Origin of the sequence: Bacillus sp. FSL K6-0073, from assembly GCF_038006085.1 — a bacterium.
GTDB lineage: Bacteria > Bacillota > Bacilli > Bacillales > Bacillaceae_G > Bacillus_A > Bacillus_A cereus.
The window spans coordinates 4,270,987-4,288,520 of sequence record NZ_JBBOUN010000001.1 but is presented as its reverse complement, the minus strand read 5'-3'; the positions used below and the strand labels follow the sequence as shown (position 1 = coordinate 4,288,520).

Below are 17,534 nucleotides of genomic sequence, written 5' to 3'. Positions count from 1 at the left end.
AGAGGGCATTTCTTATTTTATCTTACTGTTAATAGAGAAGTAATACTTCTCCTTATCTTAAGGTTTATTACAAGCATAAAAGCCCGATTGATGAGGGTTGATTAAAGTTTCACTTTTATATAATGGCACATAATATTGAGGGGGAAGAAAAATGGTAAGAGAACAGTTTCAAGGTGATTTAAAAGCGTTACAGCAAAAGGTGATCGAGCTTGGAGAATTAGCAAATGCGGCTTTATTGATTGCTATGGAAGGTCTGCATACAAGGGATGTAGAGAAAGCGTTAGAGGTCATTGATGGTGATTACCGCATGGATAATTTAGAAGAGGAAATAAACGATCTTGCGCTTATGCTCATTACGAAGCAGCAACCTGTAGCAAGTGACTTAAGAAGGATTTTTATTTCAATTAAAACAGCGACAGATTTAGAGCGTATTGCAGATCATGCTGTTAATATTGCAAAGGCTACAATTCGTCTTGGGGAAAAAGAAGTGGCTGTTAGTTTGCACAACCTGGATGAAATGTTTGCGGTTGCAAATGAGATGTTGCATTTAGCGTTAGAAGCATATGAACAAGAAAATTTAACTTTTGCGAAACAAATTGCTGAAATGGATGATTCCGTTGATGAAATATATGGAAAAGCAATTCGTGAGTTTATATCTTCGGTTCCGGAACAACCAGAAGCAATTACGCAAATTACACAATTATCATTTGTCGCGAGATATATTGAGCGTGTAGCAGATCATATTACAAATATTGCTGAAAATGTATTTTATTTAGTAAAAGGAAAGCATTATTTATTGAATGAGTAGGAATTAAAGTAGGTGATGGGAAATCACCTGCTTTTTTTAGTCAAAACATGACAAAAAAAGCTCGTTGTTTCCTTTAGTTTATGATGATAAGATGTATCATAATGTAATGGAAAAATTAGTATATATGTTGGTCGTTAATAAGTATTATTTAACAATTAATAGTAAGCGCTTTCCTGTTGTTTGAAATGTACGTTTTTATAGGTGAGAAATTTAATTATATGGTCTTCTAAATGAGGATTTGTTTAACTAATCAAGTTTATGTTGCTAGTTCATGTGGGATAGGGAATATACATATGGTATATGGAGTTACTGAACATTATATAAGTGGAGGCTGAAGTATATGAAGGGGGTTATTTTAGCTGGAGGAAAAGGAAGACGCCTTAGACCATTAACATGTAATACTCCAAAGCCGATGTTACCATTATTAGAAAAACCAGTTTTAGAATATAATATTGAGTTATTACGTCAGCATGGTATTCGTGAAATTGCAATTACTGTTCAATATATGAGTACGACCATTAAGCAATATTTTGGTGACGGTAGTAAATGGGGAGTTAACTTGTATTATTTTGAAGACTCTCCTCCGCTTGGCACAGCAGGGAGTATTAAACAAGCAGAACAATTTTTAGATGAAACATTTGTTGTGATAAGCGGGGATGCATTAACTGACTTTCAATTATCAGAAGGAATTAGGTTTCATGAACAAAAGAAAAGAATGGTAACAATGTTTGTGAAAGAAGTAGAAAATCCACTCTCATTTGGTTTGGTTGTAATGAATAAAGACCAGGAGGTTACACGATATATAGAAAAGCCGGGCTGGAATGAGGTAGTATCTAATGTTGTGAATACAGGCATATATATTATGGAGCCAGAAATCTTTTCTTACATACCGCCTAGACAATTTTTTGATTTCAGTCATGATGTGTTTCCGTTATTGGCAAACAAAAATGTATTATTCGCATATTTGTCAGAAGGTTATTGGTTAGATATCGGCACATTTAATCAATATCGACAAGCACAATTTGATTTGTTAACGAAAAAGTTACAAGTACCTATTCCTTATACGGAAGTATTACCGATGGTATGGATGGGAGAAGGGGTGACGATTGGTAAAGGGACGAAAATTCATGGCCCCTCTTTTATTGGAGAAGGAGTAAAGATTGGTACAGGAGCTGTAATTGAGCCATATTCTATTATTGGGAAAAATAGTATCGTTTCAAGTTATTCTCATCTTCAAAAAAGTATTGTTTTTGCGAATGCCCACATTGGGAAGTATTGTGAACTATTAGAAACGACAATAGGAGAGCGTACAATAGTTGAAGATGATGTTACACTGTTTCAAAAAAGCGTTGTAGCGGATCACTGTCATATCGGGAGAAGTACGGTAATTAAGCAAAAAGGAAAAGTATGGCCTTATAAGGCGATTGATAGTCATTCGATAGTAGGAGCGGCTGGTATTCAAGAGAGTGAAATGAGTGCAGGGTGGTTACAAAAAAGCCGCATTGTAGGAAGAGGGAATGTTGAAATTACTCCTCAGTTTATCGTAAAGATTGCGATGGCGTATGGTTCTCTTTTTACAAAAGGAGAAAGTATATTAATTGGAAGTCAAGAAAATATAGAAACAACCTCTTATAAAAATTTATTTTTACATGCTATTCATGGTATAGGGATTCATACGATGGAATGTAAAGAAATGAACGAGTCACTTTTTCAATATAGTGTTCATCATTTGCAATGTGCAGGTGGTGTTTTCATTCAAGTGGAGAATGAGAATGAGATTGTTATAAAGTTATACGGTCAAGCTGGCATGCCGTTAACGTATAAGCAGCAAAAAGAGATAGAACAAGTATATATGTCCGAATTGTTTTATTACGTGCATGAGAAAGAAATGGGGCGTAATAAGCTCGCTCATGTTTCTATGAATGAGTATATAGAAGTTATATTGGAGCATATTGATATCGAGAAAATACAGATGCAGAAGTTTCATCTTCTTATTAATAAGAGAAATGATACGTTGCAACATTTACTCATGCTCTTTCTGCAAAGACTTGGTTGTACAGTTACATGGATTTATGCAAGCGAACAAAAAGATCATGTGAAAGCTTTGATGAAATCAAGTAAAGCGAATATGGCTCTTATGTTTTCTGAGCAAGGAAATCATTTCGAGTTATACGATAAACATAGTAATATTTACCAAGGTACAGATTTGGAAGAGGTAGATATTCCAGATTTCTTACTCGAATCGACAGGAAATATTTACCCAATGTCTTTGAAGTTAGGGGAATGTTATCTTCTATTTTATACGCAGGATGAAAGAAAGTCGTTTCAAGTAAGGTGGAAGCGAGATATTTTATATCGGATTGGAAAATTATTTGAGCTAATAGCATTGCAAGGAAAAACGTTTCTCAGCATAGTGGAGCAATCACCTCCGCTCTATTTACTTTATGATGAAGTGGTATGTTCATGGAATGAAAAAGGGGAAATTATGAGGAAATTATTGGATGATATAGAAAGGAAGGGAGAAGGTATATTTGAAGGAGTACAGTTCAAATATACTGAAAAAGAGTGGTCTTATATCGTTTCTGACACAAAACAACCAAAATTTTTGGTGTATTCACATGCTAGAAACCCAGTAATAGCAAGGGAAAACATGAAAAATCTTATAGAAAAAATTAGACAATATCAAAAGGTGTAGAATTTTTATTTTAAAAGTGGTATTATAGTATAGTCTGATTTAAGTTATTAGTACTGGAGGGAAATAAGAATGCGTGTGAATATTACTCTAGCATGTACAGAATGCGGAGATCGTAACTATATCTCAAAGAAAAATAAACGTAACAACGCTGAGCGTATCGAGCTTAAAAAGTATTGCAAGCGTGACAAGAAGTCTACGTTACACCGTGAAACAAAGTAAGCAGTAGGAATATTTTCCTACTGTTTCTTTTTTTATTCGATTCCTATGTTAAAAGTGATACACTATCAGCATAGAGTAAAGTGTCACTGTAAGGGGGAGAGTGTGTGAAAGCAGAGAAAGTACGTTTGCGTAAACAAATAATAGAACACATGAATTCTTTATCAGAAGAACAGTATACAACTTTATCAGAACAGATTGCATTTTCGTTGTATGCGCAAAAAGAGTGGGTTGAAGCTAAAACAATTGGAATTACTCTTTCAATGGAAAATGAAGTGAATACATATCCTATTATCGAAAAAGCTTGGGAAGAAGGAAAGAAAGTTGTAGTTCCTAAGTGTAATAAAGGAACAAGAACGATGTCTTTCCGGCAAATTAATAATTTTGATCAATTAGAAACGGTGTATATGAATTTACGTGAACCGATTCCCGGGCTTACGGAAGAAGTGAATATGGATGAAATTGATCTTCAAATTGTCCCAGGCGTAGCTTATACAGAACGAGGAGAGCGAATTGGGTACGGCGGTGGCTATTATGATCGTTATCTCGTGCATTATAAAGGGAAAACGCTATCATTAGCGTATGATTTTCAAATGGTAAAACACATTCCGGTAGAGCCATTTGATAAAAACATAGAAAAAATTATTACAGAAAAAGGAACAATGCTTACAAATAAGCTTGTATAGACAAATAAAAATTGACGAGACTTTTTCTTCTTGATTATAATAAAATATGTGAACGTTTTCTTATTATAATTTTTTATAGTAAGTGAGCATAGAGGGTGATGAAATGGTATCCATTTATGATATTCAGCAATTGCTAAAGAAATTTGGTACGATTATTTATACGGGAGATCGAATTGCAGATTTACAATTAATGCAAGATGAATTGCGTGAATTAAATCAATCACAGCTAATCGATCCACAAGACTATCAAACAGCTTTATTTTTATTGAAGCAAGAAATTCAAAAAGAGCTAAATAAGAATTAGATAAAGGTAGGTAAGCAACATGGAAGAGAAATGGTTAGTTGGTGTTGACCTTGGTGGTACAACGATTAAATTAGCATTTATTAATGTATACGGTGAAATTTTACATAAGTGGGAAATCCCTACGAATACAGGTGAGCAAGGAAAACATATTACACTTGATGTTGCGAAAGCAATTGATAAAAAGCTAGAAGAATTAGGCGAATTGAAGAGCAAGTTAATTGGTATTGGTATGGGAGCTCCTGGTCCTGTACATGTGGCGTCTGGAATGATTTATGAAGCGGTTAATTTAGGGTGGAAAAACTATCCGCTAAAAGATTTATTAGAAGTAGAAACAGGATTACCTGTTGTTATTGATAATGATGCAAACTTAGCAGCGCTTGGTGAAATGTGGAAAGGTGCTGGTGAAGGTGCAAAAGATTTAATCTGTATGACACTTGGTACGGGCGTTGGTGGTGGTGTAATCGCCAATGGTGAGATTGTACACGGCGTGAGTGGTGCTGCTGGTGAGATTGGACATATTACAGTCGTTACAGAAAATGCTTTCCCATGTAATTGCGGAAAGTCTGGTTGCTTAGAAACAGTAGCATCTGCGACAGGTATTGTACGTGTTGCTATGCAAAAAATACAAGAGACTAATAAAGAGAGCATGTTGCGTTCTATGTTAGCTGAAGAAGGACGTATTACATCAAAAGATGTCTTTGAAGCACTTGGACAAGGTGATGAATTAGCAGGTGAAGTAGTAGAAAAAGTAGCTTCTTATTTAGGATTAGCTGTAGCGAACCTTTCTAGTACATTGAACCCAGAGAAAATTGTTATTGGTGGAGGCGTGTCTAAAGCTGGAGATGCGCTATTAGAACCAATTCAACGCTATTTCGAGCAATATGCTTTCTCACGTGCTGTAAAGAGCACGAAGTTAGCTATTGCAACACTTGGTAATGATGCAGGTGTTATCGGAGGAGCTTGGCTTGTAAAAAAGCACAAATACGAAGCGAAGATGATATAAGTTGTGAAATATGAAAAGAGGAAGGGGGGAACCCTTCCTCTTTTTTGTGTGAAATCTCGATGAAGAATAAAGTGTAAACGAATTAAGCTGCTGGTGGATACCCGTTATATAGAACAGTCATGATCGTAAACCATCCGAAAACGAGTACAGTTGCAATTGCAAAGCCGCTCGCGAAAAAGTTTTTTTCACGAAGTGTTCTAAGCGTAGCAAATACAGCTAACAGAGTGACAAGTGTAAAAATAATAACAAGGCCCATACAATATCCTCCTCTGTCTACCCATTTCTTATTATGAGTTTTTGGAATATTTACTCTTTTATATTGTACATGTTTTAAAAATGATTGTCGAGATAGCATCCTTTCTTTTCCTCAGAGAAAGAAATGTTGTATCATTAAAAGTAAGTTTAATAACTGGAGGAGATTTTCATATGAAATGGATACAAATGCCGTTAGGCCCATTACAAACAAATGCTTATATTTTAATGAACGATCAAAAAGAGTGCATTATCTTTGACCCTGGTCATGAAGGTGAAAAGCTCGTTACATATGTACAAGAAGAACAATTAAAACCATTAGCTGTTTTATTAACACATGCTCACTTTGATCATATCGGTGCTGTTGATGCGGTAAGAGACACTTTTCATATTCCTGTGTACGTACATAAAGAAGAAGCAGATTGGTTAGGAGATGCAACTGTAAACGGCTCTCAAATTTTTATGATGAACCGCAGTATTACAGCAAAACCAGCGGATCATATTATTGATGCAGAAGGTACATTAACAATTGGATCATTTAATTTTGAAATTTTTGAGACACCAGGACATTCTCCAGGAAGTATTTCTTATTATAGTAAAGAGGCGAATGCTGTATTCTCAGGAGATGTATTGTTCCAAATGAGCATTGGAAGAACAGATTTACCTGGTGGAAGTTTCGCTGAATTAATTGGAAGTATTGAAGAGAAATTATTTGTATTACCAGATGAAACAGCGGTTTTATGTGGACATGGTCCAGAAACAAGCATTGGCTTTGAAAAAGAAAATAATCCGTTTTTACAATAAGGAGTCATTATGGGAATGGAGCTCATTTTAAGAGAATGGATGGGGAAAGAAAAGGATTATTCAATTTCATATAGTACGTATATGAACCTTGTATTGTATACAGAAGGTCATGGATATTATATGAAAGAACGTGAAAAGATTGGAAGACAAGGGGATTTTTTTACAAGTAGCAACGTATCCTCTGTGTTTGCAAAAACTTTTGCTAAACTTTTTATTCGTCTTGTTGAAAATGGTGAAGTTGCTCCGAATATTTGTGAAATTGGCGGAGGAACAGGGAAGTTTGCCTATGATGTTTTACAAGAATGGAAGCAATTATCTCCAAAAACCTTTATTGATTTAAACTATTCAATGATTGAAGTGAGCCCCTTTCATAGAAAATTACAGCAGGAGCACCTTGGCTCATTTTCTAATGTATCGTACTATACCTCCTATAGTGAAATGGGAGATTCTTTCGAGGGAATTCTTTTTTCGAATGAGTTGTTTGATGCATTTCCTGTTGAAATAATTGAGAAAAGAAATGGTATGTTGTATGAAGTACGTATTACATATACAGAGGAAGGAAGCCTTTCAGAAGTATGTAGGCCGTTAGATAAAAGAATTGGTCGCTATTTATTGAAATATAATATTCATATTGCTGAAGGGCAACGTTTTGAAGTACCAATTGTGATGGAGGAGTATATAAAAGAAATTGCGAAATGGTTTCAAAAAGGTATATGTATTACAGTTGATTACGGATACACAAAAGAAGAATGGATGCATCCAGCACACCGTGAAGGAAGTTTGCGAGGGTATTATCAGCATAAGCTAATACGTAACCCACTAGCGCATCCAGGTGAAATGGATCTTACTACTCATATTCATTGGGACGAGCTAAAGGAGATGTTTAGTATGCAAGGAATGAATGCAGTATGGCATAAGAAACAATCTGAGTTCTTGTTAGCTGCAGGGATATTAGAACAGCTTACGAGCCATCAAGATACGAATCCTTTTTCTGAAACGCAAAAACAAAATCGAGCTGTTCGTTCTATGATTTTGAATGGAGGAGTAGGGAGTGCATTTGATGTTGTTATACATACAAAAGATATGCAACATTTACATTTGGATCGGTATGTAACAATATAAAAAACAAGACACAGTATATACTGTGTCTTGTTTTTTAATACGACTTATGTAGTATTATATATTTCCTCTCATGATATATATTTATATTAAAGATATGAGATGAAAAATATAGAATACGTTCTTTTTCTTCGATTATTAGTCCCTAACCTAATAATACGCGAACGAGTTGAATGATTGTTTCATTCTCTACTTTGTAATAAATTTCTAATCCTTTTCTTTCACTAGAAACGATTTTAGCGCTTTTTAATTTTGCTAAATGCTGTGAAATTGTAGATTGTGGCATGTTTAAGCCAGTATACATTGTAGAAACGTTGCTTGGACCGCGCTCGATTAATCCTTTTACGATACATAAACGAACAGGATGAGCTAGCACTTTTAATAATTCTGCATTACTTTCATATAGTTCTAATTCTTTTTGAAAGGTTTCTAACATGTTCTTTTCCACCTCCGTGTGAGCTATTATACCATACTATACATACCAAAAATTTAAAGAAAAGAAAATAGTTGTTGCAGAAAAAAAGTCCTAAAGTAAAGAAATTGTAAGAAAAGAGACCCTGATGTAAATAAAATAGGTAAATTAGCATGTTTTTGTAAAATGACATTTTTGGGTGAAAATTTCGATGCGTTTTAAAAATTGAAAGATATAGATATATTTGTAACACAATTTTATCATGATTTTCTTATTCTTTCAAATGAATATACGAAATTTTTAAAATAATATGACAAAGGAATTATAATGATATATATAGAATATAAAACAGGTTAAAAGAAAAGAAGCTGAATGTAATTCGCTTCTTTATGGTGATAATGAAATATTTGATTACGGCTGATAAATCTTAGGATGATCAATTCATTAGTCATTTATTCTAAAATTCATCTTTTAGCAACGTTAAAAATCTGTGATTCCATATGTTCTCATAAAAATCAATTGTCTCTTTTGCGGACATAAAAGGATTATTCAACGTAGAGGTTGTTTTCTGTACCATAAAGTTTTCGTATCCTAGTCCGTGGGCAAACTTAATCGTAGCATCCATACAGTACTCTGTTTGGGCGCCACAAAATTCAATGCAATTTACAGATAATCGATCTAAAATTTCTTTTAAGTTTGTTTTATAAAATGAATTTGCATGTGTTTTTCTTACAAAAAAATCTTGTTCTTGAACATCTAGATCGGTATGAATAGCCCAAAGTTCTTTCTCGGGTACTAAATCATCATCACAATGTTGAACAAAAAGGATTGGTTTATTTAATTTTCTGTATGAATAAATTCTTTTATTTACTTTTGTTAGTAAGTTCTGTAAATCAAATAAATGCTCCTCGCTATAACATACGCCATTTTGTAAATCGATAACGATTAAAATATCTGAACAAGTATCCATTATTTTCACCCCTTTTTATTTCTTAATATATCAATTAATCCATTATTTAGAAATAGATGATATACTTTTATTTTTTTATGGACTATAAGAAAAGAAGAAATTCAAATGAATATAACTAAAACGCAGAAAAAGAAGATATGAAAACCTAATCTCATATCTTCTTTTTCTCTATGCATTTACAGGTTCTTCTACATAAGAAAGGGCATTTTCAAAATCGGATATTAAATCGTTAACATTTTCAAGACCGACTGATAACCGAAGTAATGAATTAGAGATTCCTCTTTCATCACGAGCTTCTTGCGACAGTGCTGCATGTGACATTTTTGCTGGATAAGAAAGAATTGACTCTACAGCTCCTAAACTAACTGCAAAAACTGGTAATCTTACTTTTGATAAAAATTGGCGGAGTGCATCTTCTGACTGCAAAGTAAACGATAAGACCGCTCCAGCTGATGTTGCTTGAGATTGTTGAATATCAAATCCGAGATGTGTTTGTAATCCCGGATAATAGACATTTTGTACTTTAGCATGCTCTTGTAAATAATGTGCAATTTTATTCGCATTTTTAGCTGAATGCTCGAGGCGTACATGCAATGTTTTTAGACCGCGAAGTACGAGAGAACAATCTTGAGGTCCTAAAATAGCACCGAATGCATTTTGTAAAAATCCAAGCTTTTGAGCGAGTTCTGCATCCTTTACTACTGCTAATCCGGCAGTAACATCACTATGACCAGCAATAAATTTTGTAGCACTATGAAGAACGACATCAGCTCCAAGTTCAAGTGGTTTTTGGAATAGTGGTGTCAAAAATGTATTATCAACAAAAGTAAGAGCGCCAATAGATTTTGCGAGTTTAGAAACCTCGCGAATATCTGTCACTTTTAAAAGTGGATTAGAAGGTGTTTCTACATAAAAGAGCTTTGTATTTGGTTTCATGTTTTGTTTTATTTCTTCTAAATTGGTCATATCAACAAATGTATGTGAAACACCGTAACGGGAGAGTACCTCAGTTATCACTCGGTAAGTGCCTCCGTACACATCTTCTGAAATGAGTACGTGATCACCTTGTGAAAGAAGGAGGAATGCAGTGGAAATCGCTGCAATGCCTGATGCAAAGGCGAATCCTTTTGTTCCGCCTTCTAATAAAGCAATGATATCTTCAAGAGCTTCACGAGTTGGATTTCCTGACCTGCTATAGTCATATTTTCCGAACGTATCTACATCAAACTGGTGAAAAGTTGATGTGTTATAAATAGGAACGTTCACAGCGCCTGTTTGCGAGTCATGTTTATATTGGTTGTGTAGTAAGAGTGTATCTATAGAATAGCTCATATTCTTACACCTTCTTTTACGAGTTTAATGGCTTGCTTTAAGTCTTGAATTAAATCGTTACTATTTTCAATGCCAACTGAGAATCGAAGAAGACGATTGCATACGCCGTTTGCTGTTCTAATTTCTTCAGGAATATCAGCATGTGTTTGCGTTGCTGGATAAGTCATTAAACTTTCTACACCACCAAGACTTTCGGCAAATGTAATTAAGGATAAAGATTGTAAGAATGGATTAATCCAAGCTTCATCTTTAAGGCGGAATGAAATCATGCCGCCTCTTCCTGGATAAAATACATCTGTTACCCCGTCTTCATCGCTTAAATACGCAACAACTGCTTTCGCATTTTCTTCATGTTGTCTCATGCGAAGCGCTAACGTTTTCATACCGCGAATTAATAACCATGAGTCAAATGGGCTTAAAACTGCACCTGATGCATTATGATAATGAGCGATTTCCTCGCAAAGTTCCTTTCCTTTTGCAACGACAAGCCCGCTTAGTACATCGTTATGTCCCCCTAAATATTTCGTTGCGCTATGAAGTACAATGTCAGCACCTTCTGTTAATGGTTGCTGTATATAAGGTGTGTAGAATGTGTTGTCTACAATAAGAAGTAGTCCGTGCCTTTTCGCTACAGTTGCGACAGCAGCAATATCAGTAACTTGCATTAATGGATTAGTTGGAGTTTCTATGAAAATAGCCTTCGTTTCAGTTGTGATAGCTTGCTCAATTTGTTTAATAGACTGTGTATTTACGTATCTACATCGAACATTCCACTTTTTTTCATGCTCAGAAAATAATCGATACGTTCCCCCGTATAAATCTTCAGATACAATAAGTTCGTCTCCAGAGCGGAATAGAGAAAGGACGAGGAGAACAGCCGCCATCCCTGAACTACAGGCATAACCTTGTTCGCCATATTCTAAGTCTGCAATCGCCTGTTCTAAAAGACCGCGAGTTGGATTGCCAGTTCGTGAATAGTCAAAGCCAGTAGATTTACCAATTCCTTCGTGACGATAAGCGGTTGAGAAATAAACTGGTGGATTAACCGTTCCAGTTGTAGTTTCACTACGATTTCCGATTTGTGCTAGTTTGGTTTCGATTGTTGACATGTGAAAATTCCTCCTTTTTAAATTGAAACATTAAGTGAATATAAAATAAAAAAAGCCTTCTAAGAAGAAGGCTTTCGGTTTGAATAGAGTCTTCTTCTCATCTGTCAAATCTTTCACAATTTGCTGGAATTAGCACCTTATTAACAAAATGTTAATGGTTGCTGAGGCGTCACAGGGCCAGTCCCTCTACCTCTCTAGATAAGAATGTTCGTATGAAATTTTTATTATGTTTTTAACTTTACAATAAAAGATAATTGAATTGCAACTTTATTTTAAATAATTTTTATTTTTCCGCAAGTGTCATTGACTTTTACTTTTGTGCATGCTAAATTTATTAAAAAATTAACAAACATTGTTAAAAGGGGAACGCATTTCCTTTTAGCTACATAAATAAAATAATAAAGACAACTCTTATTGAGAGCGGTGGAGGGAAAGGCCCTGTGAAACCCGGCAACCTTCAAACGAAATGTTTGAAACGGTGCTAATACCTGCAAAACGAATGTTTTGCATAATAAGAGGAGGAACAATTATGTCCCCCTCTTCAAAGTGAAGAGGGGGTTTTTATATTGATAGAAATGAGGGAGATTCGTGAAATTACTAGATTTATTATCAAAAGGAATTGTAATAGGTGATGGTGCAGTTGGAACGTTATTGCATTCACATGGTTTGCAAAGTAGCTTTGAAGAATTGAACGTATCTGATCCAGATCTAATTATATCCATTCATAAACAATATGTAGCTGCTGGAGCAGATGTAATTCAAACGAATACGTATGGAGCAAATGAGGCGAAATTACGTATGTATGGTTTAGAAAATCAAGTTACAAAAATTAATAGAGCGGCAGTGAAATTGGCGAAAGCATCTGTGACAGATAAAAATGCAATTTTAGGAACAATTGGTGGTATGAAACATATCGGAGCTGTTACAACGACTGATATGGAAAGGGAGTTTATGTTACTTGAACAGGCGGGGGCTTTACTAGAAGAACAGGTTGATGGATTACTATTAGAAACTTTTTATGATGAATTTGAATTGCTTCATGCTGTTAAAGTGTTGCGTAAGCAAACGAATATTCCGATTGTTGCGCAATTAGCGTTACATGAAGCAGGTACGACTCAAAATGGAAATGATGTCAATGAAATATTAAAGCAGTTTATAGATTACGGTGCAAATGTTGTTGGATTGAATTGTCAACTGGGGCCGCTTCATATGACGGAAGCTTTCAAAATGATATCGATTCCGCAAAATGGCTATTTATCAGCATACCCAAATGCAGGTCTCCCGAATTATGTAGAGGGACGTTACGTATATGAGGGAAGCCCAGCTTATTTTGAAGCGATGACACCGAAATTTATTGAGCAAGGTATTCGGTTATTGGGTGGCTGTTGTGGTACGACTCCAGAACATATTCAAAGTATGAAGCGCGCTGTTGCGAATATTACCCCTGTAATAGAAAAAGAAACGATTCAAAGGCCAAAAGTCGTTCATACGCATGAGAAACGTTCGAAGGCTCACGTCACTCTAGCAGAGAAAGCAAAAAAACAAACGACAGTTGTAGTGGAATTAGATCCACCGAAAACGTTAGATACACAGCGTTTTTTTGAAGGAGCAAGAGCGTTAAAAAGAGCGGGAGCAGATGCTATTACTCTAGCAGATAATTCATTAGCATCGCCTCGTGTCTCTAATATGGCGATGGGTGCGTTATTAACGAAGCATGATATCCCAGTATTGACGCATTTAACGTGTAGAGATCATAACGTCATTGGACTACAATCTCATTTGTTAGGTTTATCGGCGTTAGGGATGGAAGAAGTGTTAGCTTTAACTGGTGATCCAGCGCGCGTTGGTGATTTTCCCGGTGCCACTTCTGTATATGATTTATCCTCTATTGAGCTTATTAAAATGATTAAAGAAATGAACGATGGACGTTCAATTTTAGGGAAATCAATTGGACCGGCGACAAGGTTTTCTGTAGGCGGCGCATTTAATCCTCACGTGAGGCACTTAAAAGCAGCGGTTAAGCGAATGGAACGAAAAATAGATGCTGGAGCGGAGTATTTTTTAACTCAGCCAATTTACGATATCAAGTTAATTGAAGAAGTGTATGAAGCGACAAAGCATTTGGAACAACCTATTTTTATTGGAATTATGCCGTTAGTAAGTAAGCGGAATGCAGATTTTCTTCATTTTGAGGTGCCGGGTATTACTCTTCCTGAAGAAATAAGAGAGAGAATGGATGGACATGAAACGAAAGAGGCAGCAATTGAGGAAGGGATTCGCATTTCACAAGAATTGATCGATGCGGCGATGAAATATTTTAATGGTATTTATCTTATTACACCATTTTTAAAGTATGAAATTACAGAACATCTTGTTAAATATGTAAGAGAAAAGCAAGAAGTGAAAGAAGGTATTAATTGATGAAGTGTATAGAAGAAAAATTGAAAAATAGCATTTTAATATTAGATGGTGCAATGGGGACAATGATTCAGCAAGAGGATTTAACTGCTGAAGATTTCGGAGGAGAGGAGTACGAGGGCTGTAATGAATATTTAGTGGAAACAAGACCAGACGTTATTTTAAAGATTCATAAAGCTTATATTGAAGCTGGAGCGGATATTATTGAAACAAATACATTTGGGGCAACGAATATTGTACTAAGTGATTATGAGCTGTCTCATTTAGATGAAGAACTAAATGAAAAGGCAGCACTTTTGGCGAAGCAAGCTGTTAAAGAAAGCGGGAAGGAAGTATATGTTGCGGGAGCGATGGGACCAACAACGAAAGCAATTAGTGTTACTGGTGGTGTGACTTTTGAAGAATTGATTGAGGCTTATACAAGGCAGGCACGAGGATTATTAAAAGGAGAAGTTGATGTATTACTCGTTGAGACGAGTCAAGATATGCGTAACGTGAAAGCAGCTTATATTGGAATTCAAGTCGCTTTTGAAGAACTAAAAAAAACGGTTCCTATTATGATTTCAGGTACGATTGAGCCAATGGGAACGACTCTGGCTGGGCAAACAATTGAAGCTTTTTATTTATCAGTAGAACATATGAAACCATTATCTGTTGGGTTAAACTGTGCGACTGGTCCGGAGTTTATGAGGGACCATATTCGTTCACTATCTGATTTATCGGAGTGTTACATTTCTTGTTATCCAAATGCAGGTCTTCCTGATGAAGATGGACATTACCATGAATCTCCATCTTCTCTTGCTGAAAAGGTGAAGCGATTTGCTGAAGAAGGATGGGTTAATATTATTGGTGGTTGTTGTGGCACGACACCAGAACATATAAAAGCAATGAAATCCGCGCTAGCATCTCTTAAGCCTCGTGACCATCATGAGAGAGAAGGACATGGAATTAGTGGATTAGAAGCACTGCAATATGATGAGTCTATGAGACCGTTATTTGTAGGTGAAAGAACGAATGTTATTGGGTCACGTAAATTTAAACGATTAGTAGCAGAAGGGAAATTTGAAGAGGCTGCTGAAGTGGCAAGAGCGCAAGTGAAGAAAAATGCTCATATTATTGATATTTGTATGGCAGATCCTGATCGCGATGAAATAGAAGATATGGAAAACTTCTTAGCAGAAGTTACGAAAGTTTTAAAAGTACCGATTATGATTGATTCAACAGATGAAAATGTGATGGAGCGAGCTCTTACTTATATTCAAGGAAAAGCTGTTATTAATTCAATTAATTTAGAAGATGGAGAAGAACGATTTAAAAAAGTGACACCGCTTCTTCAGAAGTATGGTGCTGCTATAGTTGTAGGAACAATTGATGAAGACGGTATGGCGGTTAGTGCGGAGCGAAAGATAGAAATTGCGAAAAGAAGCTATGAATTACTTACAAAGAAGTATGGGATACGCCCGTCAGATATTATTTTTGATGCACTTGTGTTTCCGGTAGGGACAGGTGATGAAGAATATATTGGTTCAGCAGCAGCGACTATAGAAGGAATTCGCCTTATTAAAGAAGCGTTACCAGAGTGTTTAACGATTTTAGGGGTAAGTAACATATCATTTGGTTTACCACCGGCTGGACGTGAGGTATTAAATTCAGTCTTTTTATATCATGCTACGAAAGCAGGGTTAGATTACGCGATTGTGAATACGGAAAAATTAGAACGCTATGCGTCGATTCCAGAGGAAGAAAAACGCCTTGCAGATGCATTACTGTTTGAAACGACGAAAGAGACGTTAGAAGAATTTACAAACTTTTACCGAGTTGCTAAAAAGAAAGATATCGTTGTGCAAGAAACGTTAACGCTTGATGAAAGACTAGCAAATTATATTGTAGAAGGTACGAAACAAGGATTACACGAGGATTTAAGTCTTGCACTTGAAGAAGGAAGAAAACCTCTTGATATTATTAACGGTCCGCTTATGACAGGGATGGATGAGGTAGGACGACTATTTAATAATAATGAACTTATTGTTGCTGAAGTATTGCAAAGTGCTGAAAGTATGAAAGCTGCTGTAAGCTATTTAGAGCCACATATGGAATCTAGTGATAGTGCGAAAAAAGGGAAAGTATTATTAGCAACTGTAAAAGGTGACGTGCATGATATTGGGAAAAATCTCGTTGAAATTATTTTAGCAAATAACGGATATGAGATTATTAATTTAGGAATTAATGTACGTTCGGATCGAATTGTTCAAGAAGTACAAGAAAAGAAGCCGGATATTATAGGCCTTTCAGGTTTATTAGTAAAATCAGCGCAACAAATGGTAACGACTGCTGAAGATTTAAAAGCAGCAAATATTGATGTTCCCATTGTTGTAGGTGGTGCAGCGTTAACGAGAAAGTTTACAGATAATCGGATTTCACCATCATATAAAGGGCTCGTTTGTTATGCGAGTGATGCGATGACGGGGCTCGATATTATTAATAAGCTTCAAAAAGAAGAAGAGCGTGAGAAGATGAAACAGGATAAAAAAGAACGTCATCTTCATATCGTAAAAAAAGAGGAGAAGAAAGTAGAAATTCCAGCAGTAATTGAGCCATTACCGAAGGCTGAAGTTATCGTGCCTGATTCAACAAAACGAATTGTATTACGCGATATTCCGGCCCTTCATCTCGCTCCATTTTTAAATAGACAAATGCTACTTGGGCATCACCTTGGATTAAAAGGAAATGTGAAGAAGCTTTTGAAAGAGGGAGATAAGAGAGCACATGAATTAAATGATTTAATAGATGAATTATTGCAGGAAGGACAATCTTGGTTAAAGCCGAAAGCAGTGTATCAATTTTTCCCAGCGCAAAGCGACGGACAAAACATTGTAATATATGATCCAGAAGATCATACGCGTGTTATAGAGCGTTTCACATTCCCTAGACAAGGAAAGGCTCCCTATCGTACTTTAGGTGATTATTTGCGCCCAATAGGAGATGAGATGGACTATGTTGCTTTCTTATCTGTTACGGTTGGGGAAGGAGTTCGGGACATTGCAGAAGAGTGGAAGGCGAAAGGTGATTACCTACGTAGTCATGCCATTCAATCGTTAGCGCTTGAATTAGCGGAAGGACTTGCTGAAAAAACACATATGCTCATTCGTGACCGCTGGGGCATTCCGGACTCACCGGAACTGACGATGGAAGAACGTTTCCGTACGAAATATAGAGGAATAAGAGTGTCATTTGGTTATCCGGCGTGTCCAGAACTTGCAGATCAAGAAAAGCTATTTCGCTTAATTCATCCAGAGGAAATAGGTATTTCATTAACAGAAGGATTCATGATGGAGCCAGAAGCGTCCGTAACGGCTATGGTATTTTCTCACCCTGAGGCAAGATATTTTAGTGTATTATAGTCTAG

15 protein-coding genes and 2 riboswitches are annotated in these 17,534 nt (G+C 35.9%); of the genes, 10 read left to right on the top strand and 5 right to left on the bottom strand.

The window, feature by feature from the left end:
* The first annotated feature begins 151 nt into the window (after positions 1–151).
* The 6 genes from phoU to glcK all read left to right on the top strand — a co-directional run bounded on the left by phoU (position 152) and on the right by glcK (position 5,712).
* Positions 152–808, top strand: a complete 657-nt coding sequence (gene phoU / locus MHB52_RS22160; RefSeq protein ID WP_000251240.1) for a phosphate signaling complex protein PhoU — start codon at positions 152–154, stop codon at positions 806–808.
* A gap of 340 nt (positions 809–1,148) precedes the next feature.
* Entirely contained in the window at positions 1,149–3,503 is a 2,355-nt protein-coding gene (locus MHB52_RS22155; protein ID WP_000679341.1) for a sugar phosphate nucleotidyltransferase, read from the top strand.
* A gap of 69 nt (positions 3,504–3,572) precedes the next feature.
* The gene (rpmG, locus tag MHB52_RS22150) at positions 3,573–3,722 is read left to right on the top strand and encodes a 50S ribosomal protein L33 (protein WP_001265616.1); all 150 of its coding nucleotides are present in this window, start codon (positions 3,573–3,575) and stop codon (positions 3,720–3,722) included.
* A gap of 104 nt (positions 3,723–3,826) precedes the next feature.
* A complete protein-coding gene (locus tag MHB52_RS22145) occupies positions 3,827–4,405 on the top strand; it encodes a 5-formyltetrahydrofolate cyclo-ligase (protein WP_000642752.1) in 579 nt (192 codons plus the stop codon).
* Between the two features lie 103 nt (positions 4,406–4,508).
* Positions 4,509–4,709: a YqgQ family protein gene (locus tag MHB52_RS22140; protein WP_000253699.1), complete on the top strand. Its 201-nt coding sequence runs from the start codon at positions 4,509–4,511 to the stop codon at positions 4,707–4,709.
* A 19-nt stretch (positions 4,710–4,728) separates the two neighbouring features.
* Positions 4,729–5,712: a glucokinase gene (glcK, locus tag MHB52_RS22135; RefSeq protein WP_000391701.1), complete on the top strand. Its 984-nt coding sequence runs from the start codon at positions 4,729–4,731 to the stop codon at positions 5,710–5,712.
* A gap of 82 nt (positions 5,713–5,794) precedes the next feature.
* On the opposite strand, the gene MHB52_RS22130 is transcribed toward glcK, so the two are convergent.
* Positions 5,795–5,968 (bottom strand): DUF2759 domain-containing protein, encoded by a 174-nt coding sequence (locus MHB52_RS22130; protein WP_000524852.1) that lies wholly within the window; start codon positions 5,966–5,968, stop codon positions 5,795–5,797.
* Between the two features lie 170 nt (positions 5,969–6,138).
* On the opposite strand from MHB52_RS22130, the gene MHB52_RS22125 reads away from it, so the two are divergent.
* A complete protein-coding gene (locus tag MHB52_RS22125; protein WP_000871238.1) occupies positions 6,139–6,768 on the top strand; it encodes an MBL fold metallo-hydrolase in 630 nt (209 codons plus the stop codon).
* Positions 6,769–6,777: 9 nt separating this feature from the next.
* A complete protein-coding gene (locus MHB52_RS22120; protein ID WP_000525141.1) occupies positions 6,778–7,890 on the top strand; it encodes a class I SAM-dependent methyltransferase in 1,113 nt (370 codons plus the stop codon).
* A gap of 142 nt (positions 7,891–8,032) precedes the next feature.
* On the opposite strand, the gene MHB52_RS22115 is transcribed toward MHB52_RS22120, so the two are convergent.
* The 4 genes from MHB52_RS22115 to metI all read right to left on the bottom strand — a co-directional run bounded on the left by MHB52_RS22115 (position 8,033) and on the right by metI (position 11,710).
* Complete coding sequence (locus MHB52_RS22115; RefSeq protein WP_000894377.1) at positions 8,033–8,323, bottom strand: ArsR/SmtB family transcription factor; 291 nt, start codon at positions 8,321–8,323, stop codon at positions 8,033–8,035.
* 433 nt (positions 8,324–8,756) lie between these two features.
* Positions 8,757–9,269 carry a cysteine hydrolase family protein gene (locus tag MHB52_RS22110; protein WP_000379179.1) on the bottom strand — a complete coding sequence of 171 codons (513 nt, stop codon included), beginning with the start codon at positions 9,267–9,269 and terminating at the stop codon, positions 8,757–8,759.
* 168 nt (positions 9,270–9,437) lie between these two features.
* Positions 9,438–10,601, bottom strand: a complete 1,164-nt coding sequence (gene metC / locus MHB52_RS22105) for a cystathionine beta-lyase (protein WP_044795895.1) — start codon at positions 10,599–10,601, stop codon at positions 9,438–9,440.
* Positions 10,598–11,710 (bottom strand): cystathionine gamma-synthase/O-acetylhomoserine thiolyase, encoded by a 1,113-nt coding sequence (gene metI, locus MHB52_RS22100; protein WP_000103892.1) that lies wholly within the window; start codon positions 11,708–11,710, stop codon positions 10,598–10,600. The genes metC and metI overlap by 4 nt, the downstream gene beginning before the upstream one ends.
* Positions 11,711–11,804: 94 nt before the next feature.
* Positions 11,805–11,915, bottom strand: a riboswitch (SAM riboswitch).
* A 203-nt stretch (positions 11,916–12,118) separates the two neighbouring features.
* Positions 12,119–12,228, top strand: a riboswitch (SAM riboswitch).
* A 70-nt stretch (positions 12,229–12,298) separates the two neighbouring features.
* Between metI and MHB52_RS22095 the strand changes: the two genes are divergently transcribed.
* Complete coding sequence (locus MHB52_RS22095) at positions 12,299–14,131, top strand: bifunctional homocysteine S-methyltransferase/methylenetetrahydrofolate reductase (RefSeq protein WP_016118630.1); 1,833 nt, start codon at positions 12,299–12,301, stop codon at positions 14,129–14,131.
* On the top strand, positions 14,131–17,529 hold the full coding sequence (gene metH, locus MHB52_RS22090; RefSeq protein ID WP_061663037.1) for a methionine synthase: 3,399 nt from the start codon (positions 14,131–14,133) through the stop codon (positions 17,527–17,529). The genes MHB52_RS22095 and metH overlap by 1 nt, the downstream gene beginning before the upstream one ends.
* The last annotated feature ends 5 nt before the right edge of the window (positions 17,530–17,534 follow it).